18 protein-coding genes are annotated in these 21,931 nt (G+C 63.9%); 2 read left to right on the top strand and 16 right to left on the bottom strand.

Annotated features, from left to right (window positions below; translation table 11 throughout):
• Positions 1 to 86: 86 nt before the first annotated feature.
• The 5 genes from AC2FNJ_RS15760 to AC2FNJ_RS15780 all read right to left on the bottom strand — a co-directional run bounded on the left by AC2FNJ_RS15760 (position 87) and on the right by AC2FNJ_RS15780 (position 5,750).
• A complete protein-coding gene (locus AC2FNJ_RS15760) occupies positions 87 to 1,667 on the bottom strand; it encodes an ABC transporter substrate-binding protein (protein ID WP_496765581.1) in 1,581 nt (526 codons plus the stop codon).
• Positions 1,668 to 2,028: 361 nt separating this feature from the next.
• A complete protein-coding gene (locus tag AC2FNJ_RS15765) occupies positions 2,029 to 2,769 on the bottom strand; it encodes a maleate cis-trans isomerase family protein (protein ID WP_496765583.1) in 741 nt (246 codons plus the stop codon).
• A gap of 8 nt (positions 2,770 to 2,777) precedes the next feature.
• Positions 2,778 to 3,944, bottom strand: a complete 1,167-nt coding sequence (locus AC2FNJ_RS15770; RefSeq protein ID WP_496765585.1) for a M24 family metallopeptidase — start codon at positions 3,942 to 3,944, stop codon at positions 2,778 to 2,780.
• A gap of 2 nt (positions 3,945 to 3,946) precedes the next feature.
• Positions 3,947 to 5,092 carry an amidohydrolase gene (locus AC2FNJ_RS15775; protein ID WP_496765587.1) on the bottom strand — a complete coding sequence of 382 codons (1,146 nt, stop codon included), beginning with the start codon at positions 5,090 to 5,092 and terminating at the stop codon, positions 3,947 to 3,949.
• 193 nt (positions 5,093 to 5,285) lie between these two features.
• Positions 5,286 to 5,750, bottom strand: a complete 465-nt coding sequence (locus AC2FNJ_RS15780) for an Lrp/AsnC family transcriptional regulator (protein WP_496765588.1) — start codon at positions 5,748 to 5,750, stop codon at positions 5,286 to 5,288.
• A 101-nt stretch (positions 5,751 to 5,851) separates the two neighbouring features.
• Here AC2FNJ_RS15780 and AC2FNJ_RS15785 point away from each other — a divergent pair, with 101 nt between their 5' ends.
• Positions 5,852 to 6,904 (top strand): pyridoxal-phosphate dependent enzyme, encoded by a 1,053-nt coding sequence (locus AC2FNJ_RS15785; RefSeq protein ID WP_496765589.1) that lies wholly within the window; start codon positions 5,852 to 5,854, stop codon positions 6,902 to 6,904.
• A 487-nt stretch (positions 6,905 to 7,391) separates the two neighbouring features.
• On the opposite strand, the gene AC2FNJ_RS15790 is transcribed toward AC2FNJ_RS15785, so the two are convergent.
• The 7 genes from AC2FNJ_RS15790 to capB are packed head-to-tail and all read right to left on the bottom strand — an operon-like array spanning position 7,392 to position 15,944.
• Complete coding sequence (locus AC2FNJ_RS15790; protein ID WP_496765590.1) at positions 7,392 to 8,564, bottom strand: ABC transporter substrate-binding protein; 1,173 nt, start codon at positions 8,562 to 8,564, stop codon at positions 7,392 to 7,394.
• A gap of 10 nt (positions 8,565 to 8,574) precedes the next feature.
• A complete protein-coding gene (locus AC2FNJ_RS15795) occupies positions 8,575 to 9,639 on the bottom strand; it encodes a branched-chain amino acid ABC transporter permease (protein ID WP_496765592.1) in 1,065 nt (354 codons plus the stop codon).
• Between the two features lies 1 nt (position 9,640).
• A complete protein-coding gene (locus AC2FNJ_RS15800) occupies positions 9,641 to 10,555 on the bottom strand; it encodes a branched-chain amino acid ABC transporter permease (RefSeq protein WP_496765593.1) in 915 nt (304 codons plus the stop codon).
• Positions 10,552 to 11,292 carry an ABC transporter ATP-binding protein gene (locus tag AC2FNJ_RS15805; RefSeq protein WP_496765594.1) on the bottom strand — a complete coding sequence of 247 codons (741 nt, stop codon included), beginning with the start codon at positions 11,290 to 11,292 and terminating at the stop codon, positions 10,552 to 10,554. Before AC2FNJ_RS15805 ends, AC2FNJ_RS15800 begins: the two co-directional genes overlap by 4 nt.
• Positions 11,292 to 12,041, bottom strand: a complete 750-nt coding sequence (locus AC2FNJ_RS15810) for an ABC transporter ATP-binding protein (protein ID WP_496765595.1) — start codon at positions 12,039 to 12,041, stop codon at positions 11,292 to 11,294. The genes AC2FNJ_RS15805 and AC2FNJ_RS15810 overlap by 1 nt, the downstream gene beginning before the upstream one ends.
• A gap of 3 nt (positions 12,042 to 12,044) precedes the next feature.
• The gene (capA, locus tag AC2FNJ_RS15815) at positions 12,045 to 14,165 is read right to left on the bottom strand and encodes a caprolactamase subunit alpha (RefSeq protein ID WP_496765597.1); all 2,121 of its coding nucleotides are present in this window, start codon (positions 14,163 to 14,165) and stop codon (positions 12,045 to 12,047) included.
• Positions 14,166 to 14,192: 27 nt separating this feature from the next.
• Positions 14,193 to 15,944, bottom strand: coding sequence for a caprolactamase subunit beta (gene capB / locus AC2FNJ_RS15820; RefSeq protein WP_496765599.1), 1,752 nt, complete (start codon positions 15,942 to 15,944; stop codon positions 14,193 to 14,195).
• 276 nt (positions 15,945 to 16,220) lie between these two features.
• On the opposite strand from capB, the gene AC2FNJ_RS15825 reads away from it, so the two are divergent.
• On the top strand, positions 16,221 to 17,189 hold the full coding sequence (locus AC2FNJ_RS15825) for an AraC-like ligand-binding domain-containing protein (RefSeq protein WP_496765601.1): 969 nt from the start codon (positions 16,221 to 16,223) through the stop codon (positions 17,187 to 17,189).
• Between the two features lie 144 nt (positions 17,190 to 17,333).
• Here AC2FNJ_RS15825 and AC2FNJ_RS15830 read toward each other — a convergent pair whose 3' ends face one another.
• The 4 genes from AC2FNJ_RS15830 to AC2FNJ_RS15845 all read right to left on the bottom strand — a co-directional run.
• A complete protein-coding gene (locus tag AC2FNJ_RS15830; protein ID WP_496765603.1) occupies positions 17,334 to 18,287 on the bottom strand; it encodes a phosphate acyltransferase in 954 nt (317 codons plus the stop codon).
• A complete protein-coding gene (gene buk / locus AC2FNJ_RS15835) occupies positions 18,287 to 19,390 on the bottom strand; it encodes a butyrate kinase (protein ID WP_496765604.1) in 1,104 nt (367 codons plus the stop codon). Before buk ends, AC2FNJ_RS15830 begins: the two co-directional genes overlap by 1 nt.
• A 4-nt stretch (positions 19,391 to 19,394) precedes the next feature.
• Positions 19,395 to 20,825 carry an aldehyde dehydrogenase family protein gene (locus AC2FNJ_RS15840; protein WP_496765605.1) on the bottom strand — a complete coding sequence of 477 codons (1,431 nt, stop codon included), beginning with the start codon at positions 20,823 to 20,825 and terminating at the stop codon, positions 19,395 to 19,397.
• A gap of 92 nt (positions 20,826 to 20,917) precedes the next feature.
• The coding region (locus tag AC2FNJ_RS15845) for an aspartate aminotransferase family protein (protein WP_496765606.1) at positions 20,918 to 21,931 on the bottom strand (1,014 nt) is incomplete at its 5' end.

Consider the following 21,931-nt stretch of genomic DNA (forward strand, 5'->3'; position numbering starts at 1 on the left):
ACGTGTCGCGACCCGGCAAGGGCCGCGGACAAAAAAATGCGGCAGGGCGCGATTGCCGCGCCCTGCCCTGCAGTTTCCACGGTTGCCTAGTTCAGGGTGAAATACTTAAACTTGGCCGTGTCGTCCGGAGCGACAACCGTGCCGATGTTCGACTTCATGCCCCAGTTCAGCACCTGGTGGTGGATCGGGATGTACAGCTGTTCATCCTGCACGACCTGCCAGATTTCGGCGATCTGCTTGTCACGCTCCGGCAGGTTGGTTTCCGAGGCAAGCGCCACGATCTTGGCGTCCAGATCCGGGTTGCTGTAACGGGTGCCGTTCCACGACCCGTATTTTTCGCCCTTGGTGTGGACCAGGAAGTTGAAGATGTACTCCGAGTCATAGGTCGGAACGCCCCAGCCCAGCATGTAGAAATCGGTTTCCAGGTTGTTGATCAGCGGGAAATGCTGCGCCTTGGGCTTGGCATCCAGATTCACAGTGACCCCGATCTGGGCCAGCATGCCCACCGCCGCCTGACAGATTGCCTCGTCGTTGATGTAGCGATCGTTGGGGCAGTTCAGCGTGATCGAGAACCCGTCGGGATACCCGGCCTCGGCCATCAGCGCCTTGGCCGCCTCGACATCGGTCTTGGACGAGCTGTCCATCGCCTCATCCCAGCCGTTCACGAAGGGCGGAGAGATCATGCCCGCCGGGGCCGACTGACCCCGCATGACGACCTGCTGGATCGCATCCCGGTTGATCGCCATGGACATGGCCCGGCGCACGCGGACATCCGCCAGCGGGTTGGCCCCATCGACACTGTCCGACGCCAGGTCCGCGTCGCCCATGTTCATGCCGAAAAAGATCACCCGGTTCTGCGGTGCGGTGCGCACGTCCAGCCCCTCGGTGTTCGCCACACGGGACAGATCCTGCACCGGAACGTCCTGGATGAAGTCAACCTCGCCCGACAACAGCGCCGCCACGCGGGTCGCCGCGTTCTGGATCGGGGTATAGACGATCTCGGTCACTTCCATCGGGAACTCATCCTTGCCCCAATAGTTCTCGTTGATCGCCAGCACGGTCTTCACATCCGGCTCGCGGCTGACGAGCCTGTACGGCCCTGTGCCGTTGGCGTTCTTCGCCGCAAAGGTATCCTCGCCGCCTTCATAGTCCTGAACCTTGACCGCGTTGTTGGCCTCGGCCCAACCCTTGTCCATCATGAACATGTTGGTCAGGTTGTTCGGCATGATCGGGTTCGGACCATCGGTCTCGATCTCGACCGTGTACTTGTCCGGCGCACGGACCTCTTTGACCGAGGCCAGCAGCTCCTTGTAGTCGGAATCCGGTGTCATCGCGCGGTTCAGCGAGAACACGACATCTTCGCTGTCGAACTCCGCACCATCGTGGAAAGTCACGCCCTCGCGCAGCTTGAAGACCCAGACATTCGGGTTTTCCTCGGACGGTCCCCATTCGGTGGCCAGCGCGGGCACCATCGCACCGGTCATGTCGCGCATCACCAGCGGCTCCATGATCTGATGCGCCAGCGCCGATGTCGGGCCCTCGTTCTGGGCATGCGGATCGAGCGTCAGCGCATCGCCGGCACGCGCCCAACGCAGCGTTTCGGCGGATGCAGCGGACCCCAGCAGCGCCGTCGCGCTGACAGCAAGCATCAAGTGTTTCATATTCATCTTGGTCTCCCCAGTTTTTGTGATTGCACCGCGAGTGGACGCGGCGGACCGGTTTATCCGGTCGTCATGGCCACGATCATCCAGATCACGCCAAGAGTTGCAACAACAGTTTGTGTCCGCAAACACGAACTGAACCGCGACACCGGTGCCGGAACCGGGACGACTCGGGTCCGCCCGAGACGGTCGGCCTCGTGTCTCGCAGTCATCGTCAGGCTCCTGAAGCCGACGCTGCCGGCTCACGCTGCCTGCTTCAATGCGATCCGCTTTGCCTGCACCGACCCCCCTTCACCCGGCGGCAATCCTCATCCGTACCGGAGTGGCGCTCGCACGTGTTCCTTCTGTCGCACTTGCGGCTCCACGCTTATGCGAACAGCCGACCGATTTCGGGGCGGGCATCCCTGACACCGGCCAGGCGCAGCATGTGCCAGGCAAGGGCGAGATTGCTCGACACCACCGGCACGCCGACCCGTTTCTCGGCAGCAGCTGTGACGTCAAGGCACCGAAGATTGGTGCAGGACACGACAACCGCATCGCAAGGCGCCTGTGCAGCAACTGTTTCGATCGCAGCCAGGATGGAGGGTTGAGTGATCCGGGCCACAACCCGGTCATTACCTTCCTCAAAGGAGCCGAAGCCCGCAATCTCGCAACCGGCCTCTTCCAGCCTGGCGCGCATCCCTTCGGACACTTCGGGAATGTAGGGTGTGACGAACCCAAGCCGCCGTGCCCCCAGGTGCCGGACCGAGGCGATGATCGCAGCCAGCGGATCGGTCACACGGGTACCCGCGTGGACGCTTTCTATTGCGCGGGCCACATTGGCCGAGCCGATCACGGTTGCGGCCGACGTGCAGCCGAAACCGATGGCGTCGAATTTCAGGGAGGGGGGGAGCAGCCCGGCCGAGGCGGGCAGATCCCGCTCCATCCGTGCCAGCGTATCGGGGCGGATCTCGGGAACCATCGGAATCCGGCTGTGATACAGGGCGACCCCTGCCATCCGCATGATACGGGCAAATTCATGCTCAAGCGTTTCGTCGGTTTCCAGAACGATCACGCCCAGAGTTGCCCGTGTGCCGAGTCCGCCATCGGTTTCGAAATCAAGCTTCATCGCGGACCTCAGATGACCGGGAGTTCGGGCGCGGCGCGCTCGGTCAACAGTTGCGCGCCACCGGCGCGCACGACGATGTTCTCTTCATGCACCATGATCCGACCGACCCCGTATCCCAGCGAAGGTTCCAGAGTCAGCACCATGTTTTCGACAAGCTCGGTTCCATCCCAAACCGCCAGGGACGGCCATTCGGTCAGTTGCATTCCCAAACCGTGACCCAAACGCCCGACATCCCCACCGTGATCGTCCATCTCGGAGATCACGCCCTGCATCGCGCGGAACAAATCCCCGCAGGTCGCGCCGGGCAGCGCAGCCTCGATCCCTGCTTCGGTCGCGCGCCAGAGCGTGTCATAGGCGCGGCGCGCAGCGTCGTCCGCGTGTCCGATGGCCCAGTTGCGGTCGAAATCGCAGAAATAGCCGTCCCAGGTCGCGCCCGTGTCGAGCATCATGATATCGCCGCGCGCCAGCAAACGCTGCGACGGGGGTGAGATCACGTCCTTGTAGCCACCCGGGCCAGCCCCGCCGACCAGATAGGGAACATCATCGGCACCTTGTGCCAGCCCTTCGCGTCGGAACGCCCGAAACACCTCCTCCAAGGGTCGGCCTGCGCCAGCGAATTCCGGAACACCTGCGAAGGTGCGCGAACAGATGGAGCAGATGTGCGCGATCTTTTCGATCTCGGCTTCGGATTTCACCATGCGCAGGCTTCGGATCAGGCCCGTCGCGTCAGCTATCCGCACTCCGTCGAGATTGGCCAGAAGCCGTTCGTAGTCGCCAAGCGGCATGCGCAGATGCGTTTCATGACCCTTCGGCAACCCTATCGTGTCGCCCCGTGCGGCATGGGGCGCAAGCAGCTCGGTCAACAGGCTGATCCCGTCATCCTCGGGCGCGGGGGCGCTCCAGGTGCGGATATCCTCGATCCACGTTCCGCGCATCAGTTCGGCGCCGATTTCGGGAATAATCGCAATGGGTTTGCCCTCGGCGGGCAGAAACAGAAACCAGGGCCGCGTCGGACTTTGCCAGAACAGCGTGTGGAAACCGCTGAAATAGCGCAGCTCCGGTTCGGTCGTCAGCAGCAGACCAGCCATGCCGGCCTCGGCCATCTTCGCCTGCGCGCGCCGCGTGCGGGCCGAGTACTCGACGGTTGGAAACCCTCGTTTGGGAGCGACTACCACGATCAGTCCTTTCGCATTGCCAGACGGTCCTCGACCAACCTGACCCAGAACTCCGCGCCGATGGGCAGCAGGTCGTCGTTGAAGTCGTAATCCGAGGCGTGCAACGGCCGGGCATGGGCGCCGCTCTCGCCATTGCCGAGCAGCAGAAGACATCCCGGCACGACGGCGGAGAATTGCGCAAAATCCTCGGAAAAGCTCATCGGGGCGCAGTCACGGACCAAGGGACAGTCGGCGGCCTCGGCGGCGCGATAGACTGCCTGGGTGGGACCGTCGGCGTTGATCGTTTCGGCGAATTGCGTATCGAAATCGACCGACACTTCGATGCCATGTGCCGCCGCCACGCCCCTGGCGATCTGGGTGATGAGCCGCTCCACGGCCGCGCGATCTTTTGGCGAGCGTGCCCGGAAATCGCCCTTGAGTGTCGCGTTTCCCGGCAGCACGTTGCGCTGTCCGTCGGCCAGAAACTCGGTTACCGAAACGACGACTCCCGAAGCGGGCGCAAGCTTGCGCGATGCGATCGTCTGCAGCGCCAGCACCAACTCGGCACCCACGGTGATTGCGTCAACCCCGGTCTGCGGCATCGACGCGTGGCCGCCACGCCCCCTGATCGCGATTTCGAACAGGGTTTCGCTACTGCAGATGACCCCGGTTCGGGTCGAGATCTGGCCGAGCGGCGTTCCGGGCAGGTTGTGGATGGCAAAGACTTCTTGCACCGGGAAACGGTCCAACACGCCCTCATCGATCATTGCGCGCGCGCCAAGCCCATGTTCTTCATTCGGCTGAAACAGAAACACAACGGTTCCGTCAAAGCTGCGGTTCCGGGCCAGCCGCTCGGCCGCGCCCAGCAGCATCGCGGTGTGGCCGTCATGCCCGCAGGCATGCATGACGCCTGGCCGGTTGGAGGAATAGCAATGGTCGGAGGTTTCGGTGATCGGCAGCGCATCCATGTCGGCGCGCAGGCCAACGGCCTTGCTTCCACCCCCGGCGTGCAGGACGCCAACGACACCGGCACCTTCGTACACGTCGATGCCGTACGCGCTCAACCGATCGGCCACAATCCTTTTGGTCCGCATCTCCCGAAACCCCAGCTCGGGGTTTTGGTGCAGATCCCGCCGCAACAGCCTCAACTGTTTCTCGAAGTCAGTCATGCCTTCCTGACCCGTTGTTTGACGGCATGATACACGTTCCCGGCGCGCGAAAACCGTCGCGCGTCGCACCCTTGGACAGAAAGTTTTTCGCATCACGGCCCGTGACCGATCGTTTCACCAAAAGGAACCGGTTCAACCGGACGAAAGGTGACTGACGCCCATTGCTGCGTATGCCGCCGGTGGCGACGCAGGATCAGATCGGCAGATCCAAAGAAACTTTGGTTCTTTCCATTGATACAGATGTACGGAACCTGCGGACATTCGAATTCTCAAAAAAGAGCCGGTGGGTGAGTGCTTCGAAATCCTGCATGTCTTTGGCGGTGCAGATCAGTATGAAATCCGCCTCCCCGGTGACATAGTAGCATTGTTGCACCTGCGGTTCGGCCTTGGCGCGCTTGCGGAAAACTTCGAGCTGCTGCAGCGATTCCCGTTCCAGCTCGACAAGTACGATGAACGTCATCTTGCAGTCGAACCCGGCCGGATCAAGTACGGCGATTTCTTTCTGGATGAGTTTGGAGTCGCGCAGGCGCTTGAGCCTGCGCTGCACCGATGGCACAGACAGAGAGCATGCATGCGCAAGTTGCTCCAGCCCGATACGGCAGTCTTTCTGGAGCCTTCTCAGTATCGTCAGATCGGTTTCGTCGGGTTGATGCGTCATGATGTTTTCATGCAGGCGTGACGATTCCTGCGCAAGACATTTTCGGGAACGGCGCGAAATTCGAGAAATGGCATCGGCGTCAATTGCTAAAGTTTCACGCCATGACACAAGCCGACTCCCTGGATTTCACTCCGGACCACGAACGCGCCCTTGCATACTTCAGGGCCCAGGACGGCTATGCGCCGACCCCGGTTCACGAATGCATCGGCACGGACGGGATCGCCTTTCTCGCCAAGGATGAATCCGATCGTATGGGGCTTGGCGCCTTCAAGGCGCTTGGGGCTCCCTATGCCGTGGCCCGCATACTCGAACGGGCGTGGCGACGGCGAACGGGCGAGGCGCTGACGCCCGAGCGGATGAAAGACGAAACCGTTCGCGAGTTTGCGAAGGGTTTCACCTTTGTCTGCGCCAGCGCGGGGAACCACGGAATTGGTGTTGCCGCGGGCGCCCGGGCATCTGGCGCCAAGTCGCGAATTCACCTGGCAGGAACCGTGCCGGCCAGCTTTGCCGATCGCCTGAGGGCGCTAGGCGCTGAAGTCATCCGCTCTGGTGACGCCTACGAAGACAGCGTCGCCGCCGCGATCGCCGATGCCGATCGAACCGGAGCGGTGCTTTTGGCAGATGGCACGTGGCCAGGCTATACGGAGATTCCGAAATGGGTGATGGAAGGCTATTGCGTCATGGCTGAAGAGCTTCGCCAGGACTTCGAAGCCACAGGACGCTGGCCCAGCCATGTCTACCTGCAGGCCGGTGTCGGTGGCCTTGCCGCCGCCATGGCGCATATGGTGCGACTGAATTGGGCCGAACAGCCGGAACTGATCGTTGTCGAGCCTGCAGCCGCTGCCTGCCTGCAGGCAAGCCATCGCGCAGGAAGACCGACTCGGGGCGACGGGCCGAACTCGATCATGGGCCGGCTGGATTGCAAGGAACCCTCTATCGTCGCCTGGGCCGCTCTCGAACGCTGCGGCGTGCGCTATGTCGCGCTGTCCGAGGCAGAGGGAGACGCCGCCGCCGCCGGTCTCTGCAAGATCGGCCTGGCAACGACGCCATCCGGTGCCGCGGGTTACGCCGCGCTCTGCAAGGAAGACAAATCGATCGTCCTGGGCGAAGGCTTCCGACCACTTGTCATCATATCGGAAGGCCCGATGACCTGATATTGGCTACCCTGCCCTTCCAACGTGAGGCCGAGGATCCGTGCACGGCACCCCAATCTCCGACTGTTGGAGTTTGGCCTTTTCCGGTTCTAAATCACGAAGACTGGCTGGTGACGCCATCGGACAATACATGGCAATCGGGGCGTTGCGAGCAATCATGGAACGTCGTGGCAGTGTTTCACCATGGCATCCGTGATGTTCGGGGCAAGTTGCACCTCGTTCGCGTCGTTCCACGGTCGGGTCGCTCGCAAGACCTGCGATGATGCACAGCGACAAGATCGCAAGACCGGGTTTTCTGCAATTATGCAAGGTGGATCACGCTGACCGGGTCTCAGAGCGGCGAAACGCCGGATGTTGGGTCGCGGTACGCGGCCCCACCGTCACCCGATCCTCTACCAGGTGTTTCCGTCTTGCGCATCTGATGCGATGAAAGAACCGAGAGCCACCCTGTACTCTGGAGGCACTCGGCGGTTTCAGGGGTGGAGCTTCAGTTGAGAAGCACGTCCAGCGGGACCGGATTGCTGATGGTCCAGCTGTCCACCACGCCCGGCTTTCCGTCCTGGATTTCGATGATCTGCATTTCCGCTGAATTCTGATGATGCAGGTCGCTTGAGAAACTGCGCGGGCCGAATGCCGTCTGCTCGTCTTTCATCTTCTCAAGTTCCGCTGTCACCGCGCTTCCATCGAGGGTACCGGCGCGTTCGACCGCCTTGGCCCAGAGATCCACCAAAACATATCCCGGATAGGCATAGGAACTGGCCGGCCGTGAACCAGTGGCCTTTTCGTAGGCCTGGTTGAAGGCTTCCACCTCGGGCCGCGGATCGTCGCCATAGATCGAACCCTGAACCGGCACTACGAAACCGGACAGATCCGGCGTCGCGTCCAGCCAATAGGAACCGTCCACGGCCGAACCGTTGAGTATCAGCGAATTGATTCCGGCGGCGCGGATCTGCCGGACCGCCGAGGCGGCGCCGGGAATGTACGAGCACAGCATGATCACGTCTGGTTCTTCCGGCAACGCCTTGATGCGTGTGATCTGGCTGGCGATGGAGGCGTCGTCGTTCTTGAAGGTGTCGCGCCCGACGATTTCGGTACCTTCGAGTTGCGGAAACATCCAGTCGAACCCGGTGCAGATGCCCTTGTTGTACTCGATCGTCGTATCAAGCAGCACGTAGCCGGTCTTGGCATTGCGCCTTGCATGGCTCCATTCGGCCATGGTCGCCCCCTGAACCGCAGCAAGCACCGAGCCAGAAAAGGAATGCGGCCCGACGCCCTGGATGCCGGCCTTGACATCCTCGGCGCACAGGAAGAACGACACCATGCCTTCCGCCTCGGCCGACAGCGCGGCAGGGGCGCCGAAGTCGTAGTCGCAGCTCACCACCATCATGTCGGCGCCCTCGTCGATGACCTGCAGCCCGGCGCGCGCCGATTGCTGGCGGTCGGTCTTGGTGTCCGCCTCGACCCAGCGGATCTTGCGGCCGAGCAGCCCGCCATTCGCATTGATCTCCTCGATGCGGATTTTCGCAGCGGTCGCGGCGGGGGTGTCATAGGCTTCCATCCAGCCGGACTGCGCGATCGCGAAGCCGACGGTGATGTCCTCGGCTGCGGCAGGCAGCGCCAGGGCGGCGAGTGCCGAAGCAAATGCCAGGGATTTCATCATTGGTCTCTCCTCAGTTGGTTGAAGTTGGCTCTTGCGAGAGCGGAAATCGCGGCAAGGTCAGCCGTAGCTTGAATTCGCGACCGCCGGTCAGGCCCGCGGGGCGCAGGATCAGGACGACGATCATCACGACACCGATCAGGATCTCCTGGCTGCCGGAGGGCAGAGAGAACTCGGCCCCGCCGACGGTGATGCCGCGTTCGGCGCGTACCAGCAGCTCGATCAGCAGTGACAACAGCAGTACCCCGGTCACGGCGCCGGACAGGCTGCCTATGCCGCCCACGACCAGCATGGCCAGCGAGATGAAAGTGGTGCCGAGATAGAAGCTGTCGGGGTTCAGAACGCCGATGGAGTGGCCCAGAAGCGCCCCGGAAATGCCGGTGAAGAAGGCCGAGATGACCAGCGACCAGAGCCGGTGGCGGTACATGTCGATGCCCGAGGCGCGGGCGGCGACCTCGTCCTCTCGGGTGGCGCGCAAAGCGAGACCCGAGGCGGAATTGGCGTAGAGGTTGGCCGCGACGATCGCGGCGATCGCCCAGGCCAGCGCCACCCAGTGATCGACATAGCGCGTCAGCCCCACGACCGATGAGGTCGCACCTGTCACGCCTTCCCAGTTGGAATAGACCGTGTTGACGATGGCGAGAAAGGCAAAGGTGGCGATCGAAGCGGCAATGCCAGACAACCTCAGGATGGCCGCGCCGGACAGCAGGGCCACGAGGGCGGCGAGCAGCCCCGAAGCGATGGCGGCGGGAAAGACCGGCCATTGAGCGTCCATCAGCCAGGGCGGCAGATCGGGCAGAAACAGTGCCTTGCTTTGCGGCTTGAGCGTCAGCCAGGCCGAGCAATAGGCGCCGATCGCCATGTACCCGGCATGACCGAAACTGATGACGCCGGAATTACCGACGAAGATCCACAGACCGACGACAAGCGTCACGCGGACAAGGGTTTCGGCAGCGGTGCGGGCCAGCGACTTGTCGCCGAGAACAACCACGAGCAGGACGAAGGCGAGCAGGATGGCCGACAGGATCAGCGGCGTGGAATAGGCGGCAAGTCGGTTTCGCGCGTGTTGCGATGTCATGTCAGACCCTCGGCTTGGCAGAGGCCGGCACGAAAAGACCCTGTGGGCGAGCCAACAGGCAGACGATCACCAGCGTATAGAGAAAGGCGTCGCGGAACGGGCGCGCATCGAGCGGCAGGAAGGCCTGCAGCAGCACCGAGGCCGCGCCGATCAGGAACCCGGCGGCCACCGCTCCGGGCAGCGAGCCGAGCCCGCCGATCACGGTTGCGATGAAGGCGACCAGCATGATCTGCCCGCCCATCCGCACGTCGGCGACGCCGGTCTGGGTGGCCATGATCAGCGCCACGGCGGCGGCCAGCGCGCCGGACAGCGCGAAGGCGCCGGTGATGACCACATTGGCCTTCACGCCCAACAGCCGCGCCATGGTGAAATTCTCGGCGGCCGCCCGCATCTCGAGACCCAGCCGGGTTTTCTTCAGCAGGGCCGCCAAACCCGCGACCACCAGAAGCGTGGTCAGGATGACGATGAGTTGCAGCAGCGGCACGTCGGCTCCGGCGATGCTGACTGGCGTGTTAAGGTCGGGCCAGAGGCTGATCGCCTTGGGGCGACCGCCATATGCCGCCAGCAGCGCGTTGCGGAGCACGAAGCCCAGCGCGAAGGACGCGATCATCATCGCCACGGGGTCCGCCCGCCGCAAATGCCGGAACACGGCATATTCCGAAGCGATCGCGATTGCCGCTCCAAGTGCGAGCACCAGCGGCACGAGCAGCAGCGCCGGGGCACGACCGAGAAACATCACGGCTACGGCGTCGGTTGACGGGACGATCAGGGCAAAGACGCAGAAGGCGATGTATTCGCCATGCGCGAAATTCACCAGGTTCATCACACCGAAGATCAGCGCGATACCGAGCGCGGCCATGGCGTAGAGACCGCCGAGCGAGGCGGCATCGAAAAAGAGTTGGGCGAGATTGGTCATGCCATCTCCTCCGCTTCCGGTTGGGAATTGCCGAAATAGGCCTGCGCCAGCGCGTCGCGGTCGGCCATGTCGGCGGCATTGCCTTCGCCGACGATCCGGCCGCCCCGCATCAGCACCATGCGGCCGCCGACCCGGGCGGCGCGCAGCGAGCTTTGCTCGACGATGAGCAGAGTCAGGCCGCGTTCCTCTTGCAGCGCGACCAACGTGTCATAGACCTGATCGACGATCTTCGGGGCCAGCCCCAGCGAGGGTTCGTCCACCATCATCAGTTTCGGATTGGTCATCAGCGCCCGCCCGATGGCAAGCATTTGCTGCTGGCCACCCGACAGCGCCCCTGCGGCGGCGCGCCGGCGCTCACCGAGGATCGGGAAGGCGGCCAAGATTTCCTCGATGTCGGTTTCGATGGCTTCGGCGTCCCGGCGGATGCCGGTGCCGACACGCAGGTTTTCCTCCACCGTCAGGTTGCCGAAGATCTCGCGCCCCTCGGGCACCATGGAAAGGCCCAGCCGGGCGATGGCCTCGGGCGCGAGACCGGTCAACAGGTCGCCGTCCATCTCGATCCGGCCGTGGATGGTGGGCACCTTGCCGCAGATCGCGTTGAGGAAGGACGACTTGCCTGCGCCGTTCGGCCCCGAGATGAAGACCCGCTCGCCTTCTTCGAGGTGAAAGGTCAGGTCTGTGATCGCAGGAACCTTGCCATAGCGCACGGATACGTCGAATACGCCAAGCTTCGACATCACGCGGCCTCCTGATCTGCGCCGAAATAGGCATCGCGCACCCGCTGGCTCCCGGTGATGGCGGTGCGGTCTCCCTCTTCGATGAGTTGCCCGGCGTCGAGCACGTAGACATGGCTGGTGACCGACAGGACCAGCTCGACATTGTGCTCGATCAGCAACACGCCGGTGCCCAGTTCGTCGGCAACGCGGCGGATCAGCCCGGCCAGATCGGCGGCCTCGGTTTCCGACATTCCTGCGGCGGGTTCGTCCAGCAGCAGGAAGGCCGGGGCGAACATCAGCGCGCGAGCGATGCCGACACGACGCTCGTCGGTATAAGGCAGGCCCGCCGCGGGCTTTTCGGCCAGATGCCGTACGCCCATCCAATCGAGGATACGCAGCGCCTCGACCTCCGATGCATAGCGGGAATGCCCCAGCCCGACGCCAGTGACCGCAAGATTGTCCAGCACGTCGAGACCGATAAAGAGGCGACCGGCCTGGAAGGTGCGGGCGACCCCCTCGCGGCGCAGGGCGTGCGCCGCGAGGTTGCCGATGTTGCGTTCACCAAGCTTCACGGTTCCGTGCGTCGGGGCCTGAAACCCGGTCAACACGTTGACCATGGTGGTCTTTCCAGCACCGTTCGGTCCGATCAGCCCATGCACCGCGCCCGGGGTGATGGTGAGGGAGACATCGGTCAGCGCCTTGAAGCCGCCAAAAGCCACCGTCACCCCGGTCGCGGACAGGGAGGGTCGGTTATGCACCTTGGCCCGCATTGCCTATGCCTCGACAAGGTCTTTCGTCGATTCGGCCTTGAGCGCAGGCTGATCGACGGTCAGAACATAGGTGCCGGTTTCGTGCAGGCTGACGGTCCAGCCCGGCTCGACGACGATGGTGGTGGTCACCTCCTCGATCACTGCTGGACCGTGCAGCGTATCGCCTGCACCCAGCACCGAGCCGTCATAGACCGGCGTGTTCTGGGCGATGCCATCGGCGCTGAACACCATCTCGCGATGCCCTTTCAACGCGGCGGCGGCACCCCGGCCTGGGGCGATGTGCATGCGTCCAGGCTTGGCCACATGGCCGGTGATCGCGCTTTCGACGTTCACCACCTCGACGGCGTTATGCGGCTCGTCATAGGTGTAGAGTTCCTTGTGACGGGCGTGGAACGCGGCCTTGATGTCCTCGAGAGTTGTCTCGGTGACCGCAAACGGACCGATTTCCACCGTGCATTCATGCACCTGGCCGACATAACGCATGTCCAGCGTCCGGCTGATCGAGATTTCCGCATCCGAGAAACCGTCGCCGGCCAGGTCTTCTCGGCCCCGCGCCTCGAGCCCGTTGAAGAGATCATCAAGGGTCTTGGCTGCGTCGGCGCCCTGCAGGCGCAGCGGGGCCGGAGCCATGTAGTTGTACTTCACGTCCGATATGATCTGGCCGTAGGCGCAAAGCCCCGAAGCAAGCTTGTTGATCAGCACCTTCGAGATTCCCATCTCGCGCGCCAGCGCGGTGATATGCGACCCAGTGGCGCCGCCTGCGCCCATCAGCACGAAGTCACGCGGGTCATAGCCGCGCTCGACAGAGACACGACGGATCGCATTCACCATGTTGTTGTTGACGATGGTGAACATGCCATAGGCGGCTTTCTCGACACTGATCCCCAGCGGATCGGCGAGATGAGTCTTGATCGCCGCGCGGGCCTTTTCCAGATCCAGCGGCAGGCGGCCACCCACGAGGCCGTCGGCGTTGAGATATCCCAGCACCAGGTTGGCGTCGGTGGTGGTCGGACGATCGCCCCCCTGCCCGTAGCAGGCCGGACCAGGCTCGGAGCCGGCCGATTGCGGCCCCATCTGCATCAGCCCCATGTCGTCGATCCAGCCGATCGAGCCGCCTCCGGCACCCAGCGTTTCCACCTGGATCATCGGGATGCCGATGCGATAGCGCAGGAAGTCGATGTTCTTGTTGACGTTGGCCTTGCCGTCCTTGGTCAGCGTGATGTCGAACGAGGTACCACCCATGTCGCAGGTGATGATGTTCTGCTCGCCCCAGGGCTTGCCCACGTCCAGCGCCGCCTGCGGCGCCGAGGCCGGACCGGAGTTGATCGCATAGACGGACTGGTCGGTGACGACCTTGCCCAACGCCAGACCGCCATTCGACTGGAAGTAGCGGACGGGGTGTTTGGAACCCAGGTCGCGGAAATAGGCATCGATGGCCTCGACATAGCGTTGCAGGATCGGCGCCAGATAGGCATTGACGACCGCGGTCGAGGTACGGGTGTATTCGCGTACCTGCGGATAGAGCTGGCTGCCGATGGTCAGACGCACATCCGGCATCATCTCGCGCACGATCTCGGCCGCACGGTTCTCATGTTCGGGGTGCAGCACCGACCAGACAAAGCTGATGGCGACCGATTCCACGCCCTCGGCGACGAAGTACCGGCAGGCCTCGCGCACGTCGTCTTCGTTCAGGGGCGTTCTGACTGTTCCGTCCGAGATCACCCGCTCGCGGATGCCCCTGCGCAGGTGGCGCGGCACCAGCATGGTCGCGGGCGGATAGTCGGGATCATAGCGATAGCCGTCTTCCTTGTGGCCCAGGCGGATCTCGATGCTGTCCTCATGGCCCTTGGTGGCGATGAGGCCGGTCTTGGCCCCGGTATGGGTGATCAGCGCGTTCAGCCCGACGGTGGTGCCGTTGATGCAGAGATCGGAGTTTGAAACGATCTCTTCCGCGCTCAGGCCGGTTTCCTCGGTAATCAGCTGCAGCCCGTTATGGATGGCCTTGGTCGGTTCGGTCGGTGTCGAGAGCACCTTGAAGATCCGAACCGAGCCCTGTGCATCGGCAAGAATGAAATCGGTAAAGGTGCCGCCGGCGTCGATGCCCAGACGATATTTGCTACGCATGGGGAGAGTCCTTTCGTATCAGAGGGTTCATGCGGCCGCGCGGGCCTTGGCCGTGGCGGTCTCGTCGACGGTGAGCGTATCGGGGTCGGCGATGACCACGCCGTAGTCGAGCCGCGCGCCTTCGATGGAAACGAGCCCGTTGCGGATATCGGCCACCACCTTTTGCACGTCACGCTCGAACGGGTTGCCATAGCCACCGCCGCCCGGGTTGATGTTCGCCGCGCGCTCGCCCGGACGGATGGTTTCGATCACGTTGTCGGTGATGACCTGCGTCTCGCCGTTGCGGGTGACTTCCAGGCGGCCGACCTTCTTTTCGACCATGGCCGATTTCGCGCCGGCAGCGCCCATCGCCGGAATGCGGCGGCCTTCGCCGAAGGTGACCAGCGTCATGTCGCGGTCGAGCGGTTCGACCTCCCAGCGGGTGCCCGAGCCGCCGCGGAACTTGCCCGCGCCGCCCGAGTCCGTCATCAGCCCGTATTCGTGGATGATGATCGGGTAGGAATGTTCCAGCATCTCTATGTCGCCCGACGTCAGCGCGCCAAAGCAACATTCCGGACCGCAGGCGTGCCAGCCATCCTGGCTGGCGGTGGCGCCGGCGCCCGAGATGATCGAGGCAAGCACCATGGTGACGTATTCCTCGTCGTGGCGCGTATCCCACCCGGCGATGTTGCATCCGTTGGCGTGGCCCCACGAGGCCGACACCTTGTCGGGGGCCGCCTGCTCGAAGGCCAGCCGCACCGCGTCGGTCAGTGTCTCCATCGGGGTGGTGGTGCAGTTCATGTGCGGTGCAGGGGGCTTGGCGTTGCAGAGCGTGCCTTTCGGCCCCATGTCCACCGTCACGTTGCGGTAGAGCCCTTCGTTGTAGGGCGGCGGCAACTGCGCGAACATCATCAGGCCGAGATAGACGCCGGAATAGCTGTTGCCCTCGTAGGAATTGATGAAATAGGGAATCTGGGGCGGGCTTTCGATCTCGATATGGCAGCTCTCGCCCGAGATCGTGACCGTGGCGGTGATGTCGAAATCGCCAAAGCCGTGGCCGGCATCCTCAAGCACCGCCGTGCCCCTGTAGGTGCCGTCGGGCACCTTGGCGATCAGGCTGTTCATATGCCGGTTCGCCATTGACAGCAGTTCCTCGATGCAGTCCTGCACCACCTGCTTGCCGTATTTGTCCATCAGCGCGATCAGGTTGCGGGCGCCCACCTGGCAGGCGCCGATCAGCGCGTTGAAATCGCCCTCCTGATCGCGGCGGGCCCGCATGTTCGTGAGCAACAGGTTCAGCACGTCGTCGCGCGGCACGCCCTTGTCCCAGATCTTGACCGGCGGGATGCGCAGACCCTCGGCAAAGATCTCCTTGGCCTCGGGGTTGTAGCCCGCGGGAACCGGGCCGCCGATATCGGTCAGGTGTCCCTTGCAGACGGTCCAGAACACCAGCCCGCCCTCGTAGAACACCGGGTAGTACATGCAGGTGTCGATGATGTGGCTGCCCGCGTAGTCGGGGTCGTTGTGCAGGATCAGGTCGCCCTCATGGATGTCGCCCGCAAAGAACTTGTCCACCGCCTTCATCGCCGGGATCAGCGAACCGAGGTGGATCGGGATGTCCTGCCCCTGCAGAATCATCTCGGGCGTGTGGTTGAACAGCGCGGTGGAGTAGTCATGTGCCAGGTTGAAGACGGAACTGCGCGCCGTCTTTTCCAGTGCCAGCGTCATCTCGCGTTGCGTCGTTTCCAGAACGCCTCTCACCACCGACAGCGTGATCGGGTCGACTTGTCTTGATGTCATCGGTTCTCGGTCCTCTGCTTGGGTGCAAAGGGCCCGCCAGCGGGGTGAAGGTTCCTCCTCCCGAACCCGGCGTGCTCCTCCTGCACGTCGATCTCGACGAACAGGATTGCCGAACGCCCGTGGGTCGGTCTTGACGATCCGTGCACAAGAGATTGACGGGCGGAGCAGAAAAACTTGTCGCTCAGCGCAGGAAAGTTTGACGGACAGCGCAGGGCGTCTGAATTCCTTTGGCTTGGGCGTGGTTTGCAGCTAATTTCTTGCCAGGGAGGACAAGAAATGACCGCCGAGCTTCGCTTCTCGACGGCCGCAAGCGAGCCGCAGCACCGTTCCAGCCGCTGGAACGCCGTGATCAGCGAGTCCTATTTCCCCCTGGAGTTGCAGTTCCACGACCCGATCCGTTTCAATGGTCAATTGACGCGGAAATCGCTGGGCCATGTGGGCATGTCCCGCCTGACATCCGATCCGGTGAATTACGAACGCCGCCGCTCGCACATCCGCGAAGGGCGCGAAGAAGAATATCTGGTGACCCTGCCCCGCATGAGCTCGGTGGAGTTCCGGCAGTTGGGCCGCGATGTGCGGTGCGATCCGGGCGGCTTCATCATCGAGCGCGGCGACGAGCCTTACAGGTTCTTCTACGAACGCCCCAATGACCTTTTCGTTCTCAAGGTCAGTCGCGCAGCGCTGTCCGAACGCGTCCGCCAGCCCGACCGGTTCTGCGCTCGCGTCATCGACGCGACGACAGGAACCGCGGGTCTGTTCGCGACGATGATCAACCACGCTCAGAACGAATTCGACTCGTTGTCGGCGGCATCCTGCGAAACGATCGGGCGTCAATTGCTGGAATTGCTGGGGCTGGCGCTGAATGATGCGGCAGACGCCGGGGACAGCGGGTTTTCGTCGGTGCGCGCCGCGCATCTGACTCGGGTCGAGCGGTTCATTCGCGAAAACCTGAAGAACCCGGACCTGTCGCCGGACCTGATCTCCCAAGCCTGCGGCATCTCCAAGCGTTACCTTCACGACCTGTTCAAGGATGTGAACGGCACCGTCAGCCAGCAGATCCGCGATCAGCGCCTGATCGCCGCGCGCGACCGGCTTCAGGCTTCGCGCGATCTGCCGATCTCCGAGGTCGCCTATCGGTTCAGCTTTGCCGATCAGGCCCAGTTCTCGCGTCTGTTCAAGGCCAAGTTTGGGGTCACGCCGTCCGAGTTTCAGCGCGACCCGAATTGCCTTCAACAGCAGGATTGACCGGCACGGCCGGCACACCTGTCCCAGACGCAGGGTTTGCCCTGAAACTCACGTAGAGCCCGGAGCCCGTCGGCGACCAGAAAGACCAAGGCCAAGATCGTATTGTAAGCCAAGGATGCACCGACGCCATTGCGAAGTGACGGCTTATTCGCCGCACAGATCACATCGACGATCCGGACGCCCGAAAACTCGTTCTCCATCAAGAACCGCAGCCGCCAGCAAGAGCGCGTTGACCCGCCGCTCGGCAGAGTCCGAACGAGAGTTCAGCAGAACGGGCACCTTCGCACCCAGAACGATGGAGCCGGTCCGGGCGCCGCCGTGATATTTCCACGCCTTCGCGACCGCATTGGCGGCGTCGATGGTCGGGAACAGCAGCAGATCCGCCGACCCGGTGGCAGGCATGTCCTGCAGCCCCTTGATCCGCGCCGCCTCGGGCGAGACGGCCACGTCATAGCCCATCGGCCCTCCGACCTGAAAGCCGTTCAGGAGACCGGACAGGCTCTCTCGGGCCAGCGTTTCGGCATCGCGCGTGGCTGGCAGCGCATCCGAAGCCTTTTCTGTCGCGCAGACCGCCGCGACCCTGACCGGCGAGACCCCGAGGCCGCGGAACAGCGCCTCGGTGTTGAGAACGATCCGGCGTTTCTGGTCCAGATCCGGCGCGGGCAGGATGCCGTTGTCGGTCGCGGCGACAAGCCGGTCCATCGACGGCATCTCGGCTACGGTGACATTCGACAGCACCCCGCCAGTCCTCAGACCGATTTCGCGATCGACCACCGCGCGCAGATACGAGGTGCTGTCGACATGCCCCTTCATCAGAACATCGCCCAGCCCCTCGCGAATTGCCGCGACGGCCTCGCGCGCGCAGGCTTGCGGGCCTTCGGCACTGCGGAAGGTGACGGTGCCGGGCAGCGGTTTGGGAAACAGCGGGGCCATGACATCGGGGGCGCCGGTGACAACGGCGCTGGCCACCAACCCATCGCCGAGCAGCGTCATCACAGCCGAAGCAATCTCAGGCGCCTCGCCGCCTGCCACCACCAGGCGCATGGGGGCGCGTTTCAGCGCCGCGGCGCGCAGATCGTCAAAGCTGCGCAGGGTCATCACGCCACCTGTCTTTCCGAGACGACGGGCCAGATCAGGGGTGTTTCGACGCCGGCCACGGCCCGCGCCGCGCCTTCGGCCAGTGCGCGGCATTCGTCGCTGCCCGGATAGACATGGATCGGGGCCAGACGCGACAGCTTGTCTGTCAGGCAGCCGGTGACGCGGGCGCTGTTGGACAGGCCGCCGGTCAGGATGATCCCGTCGAGATCGAAGGCGGCGACCGAGGCCATGGCTCCGACCGCCTTGGCGGTCTGATACAGCATGGCCTCGAAGACGAGCGCCGCCTTCTCGTCGCCGTCATCGATCATCGCCTCGACCCGGCGGATGTCCTTGGTGCCCAGCAGCCCGAAAACGCCGCCCCGGCCGTAGAGTTTCGCGAGCAGTTCCTCGCGGCTGTACCTGCCCGAGTAGCACAGTTCGATCAGCGGCAGAGTCGGCAGCCCGCCAGCCCGTTCCGGCGTGAAGGGAGAGATTTCCATGCGGTTGGAATTGTCGACCAGCCGCCCGTTCAGCAGGGCCGCGATGGAAAAGCCCGCCCCGAGATGGGCGACCACCGCGCGCAATTCGTCGAAGGGTTTGTTCAAATCCCGCGCCAGCCGGCGGCCGCAGGCCCGAATGTTCAACGCATGAACGAAGGAGAAGCGCGGGATTTCCTCGAAGCCCGACACCCGCGCCACGGGGGACAGTTCATCGACGCTCACCGGATCGACGACGAATGCCGGAGCGCCGTGCTGGCTGGCGAGGGCGTATGCCAGAGGCGCGCCCAGATTGCTGGCATGGTGATGGACCGGGCTGTGCAGAGCAAACTCCACGAGGGCCGGGTTCACCTCGATGACGCCCGCCGGAACCGGCGTCAACATACCGCCACGGCCGGCGCAGGCCAGCAGGTCGCAGTCGCCAAGATGCTCTGCGAGGAACGCCTCGACATGCGCCGCCCGAAACCCGAGCTGCGATGCGATGGTCGGGAAACCCGCCATCACGGCTTCGTCATGGTCGAGCGTCTGTTCGGTAATCACTTCTACCTCGCCGCACTTCACCGCGTAGAGCGCGCAGCGGGTCGTCGTGGTGCCGGGATTGATGGCGAGAATAGCGTTCTGAGACATCGGTTCACCCCGCGAACTCGTAAGCCGTCTTGACGGCGGTATAGAACTCGGCGGCATAGCGCCCCTGTTCGCGCTGGCCGTAGGACGATCCCTTTCGGCCGCCGAAAGGCACATGATAGTCCACACCCGCTGTCGGCAGGTTGACCATCACCATCCCGGCGGCGGACCGGCGGCGGAACTCGCGCGCGTGCTTGAGGCTGGTGGTGCAGATGCCCGAACTCAGGCCGAACTCGGTGTCATTCGCCACCGTCAGGGCCTCGTCGAAATCCGCCACCTTGATGACGCTGGCGCAGGGGCCAAAGATTTCCTCTCGGCTGGAGCGCATGGTGTTGGTTGCGTTCAGGAACAGGGCCGGGCGCTGGAAGAAGCCCTCGGTCTCCCCGTTCAGGCGTTCGCCGCCGATCACCTCGGCACCTTCGGCGCGGGCGATCTCGACATAGGCCAGGTTGTTTTTCAACTGGCCCTCGGACACCACCGGCCCGATCTGAGTGGCCGCGTCGAGCGGATTGCCTACCCGCAGGGCCTGTGCCCGGGCAACCAGCTGCTCGGCAAAGGCGTCGTGGATGCCCGCCTGCACGATCAGGCGCGACGAGGCGGTGCACCGCTGACCCGTCGAATAGAAAGCGCCGTTCAGGCAGGCCTCGACAGCGACATCCAGATCGGCGTCATCCAGAACCACCATCGGGTTCTTGCCGCCCATTTCAAGCTGGACCTTCTTCAATCCCCGGGCCGCCTCGACCGCCAAGATCCGCCCGACGGGAACCGAGCCGGTGAAGGAAATGGCATCGATTTCGGGGTGTTTCACGATGGCATCGCCGACCACCGATCCGCTGCCCATCACCAGGTTGAACACGCCATTGGGAACCCCGGCCGATTGAAGGATCTCGGCCAGTACATGCGCCGAGGCCGGTGTCAGCTCTGCCGGTTTCATGACGACGGTGTTGCCATAGGCCAGCGCCGGGGCCAGCTTCCAGGCCGGGATGGCGATGGGGAAGTTCCACGGCGTGATCAGCCCGACCACACCCACCGGTTCGCGGGTGACCTCGACCGAGATACCGGGGCGCACGGAACTGACCGCGTCACCGCCGATCCGCAGGGCTTCGCCGGCGAAGAACCGGAAGATCTGGGCCGCTCGGATCGTCTCTCCCCTGGCCTCGGCAAGGGTCTTGCCTTCTTCGCGGGCCAGCAGGGTGCCGATCTCATCGGCTCGCGCCAACAGTTGCTGGGCGACCGTTTCCAGCAGATCGGCCCGCACCTGGGGGCTGACCGCCGCCCATCCCGGCAACGCCGCGCGTGCCGCGTTTGCGGCCTTGTCCACGTCGTCGGCGGTGCCGAGCGCGTAGAGCCCGATGAGATCCGAAATGTCGGACGGGTTGCGATTCTCGGTCACGTCGGACGCACCGAGCCATTCGCCGGCAATGAGATTCTTCTTCATCACGGTGTCTCCGATGGTGGGGCGGGGGAAGGTGAGAGCGGAGACCTTCCCCCTGAAGCCTCGCAGGGGCACAGACACCCTGCGGAGGGGTTTCAGGCAGCTTGCGCCGCCTTGGTAATCGCTGCCTCGAGCGAAGCGTCGAGGATATCCAGCGCCTCGTCGACATGCGCCATGGGTGTGGTCAGCGGCGGCAGCAGACGCACGACATTGGCGCGGGTTCCGCAGGGCAGGATGATCAGGCCGCGCGCCTCGGCCTCGGCCACGATCGCCTGGGTGAGCGTCGGGTCCGGCGCCCGCGTGGCGCGATCGGTCACCAGTTCGAAGGCAACCATGGCGCCAAGGCCGCGCACATCCCCGATGACGGCCATGCCCGGACGATCCGCGATCGCGGTCAGGCGGCGCTTGATGCGTTGGCCGATTTCCTCGGCGCGGGCGCACAGCTTCTCTTCTTCGATCACGTCAAGCACGGCATTGGCTGCCGCGACGGCCAGCGGGTTGCCGGCATAGGTGCCGCCGATGCCGCCCACCGGCGCCGCGTCGACGATTTCGGCGCGGCCGGTGACGGCCGACAGCGGGAACCCCCCGGCCAGGCCCTTGGCCATCGTCACGAGATCGGCGGCGACGCCCGCATGTTCCATCGCAAACAGCTTGCCGGTCCGGGCCATGCCGGCCTGAACCTCGTCAGCGATCAGAACGATGCCGTGGTCATCGGCGATATTGCGCAAGGCGCGGAGGAATTCGGGCGGCGCGATGTTGAAGCCGCCTTCGCCCTGAACCGGCTCGATGATGATAGCCGCGACGCGCTCGGGGTCGATGCTCGATTTGAATAGCTGATCCAGTTGCGCCAGGCTCATTTCCGGTGTGATGCCGTGATAGGCATTCGGGAAGACCGCGTGGTGGATTTCGGGTGGCATGGCGCCGAAGGACTTCTTGTAGGGCGCAACCTTGCCGCACAGCGCCATGCCCATCAGCGTGCGCCCGTGGAACGCGCCCGAAAACGCGAGGACACCCGAGCGGCCGGTATGGGCGCGGGCCATCTTGATTGCGTTCTCCACCGCTTCGGCGCCGGTGGTGACCAGCATCGTCTTCTTGTCGAAATCGCCAGG

The organism is Ruegeria sp. BHSB196, from assembly GCF_059613135.1.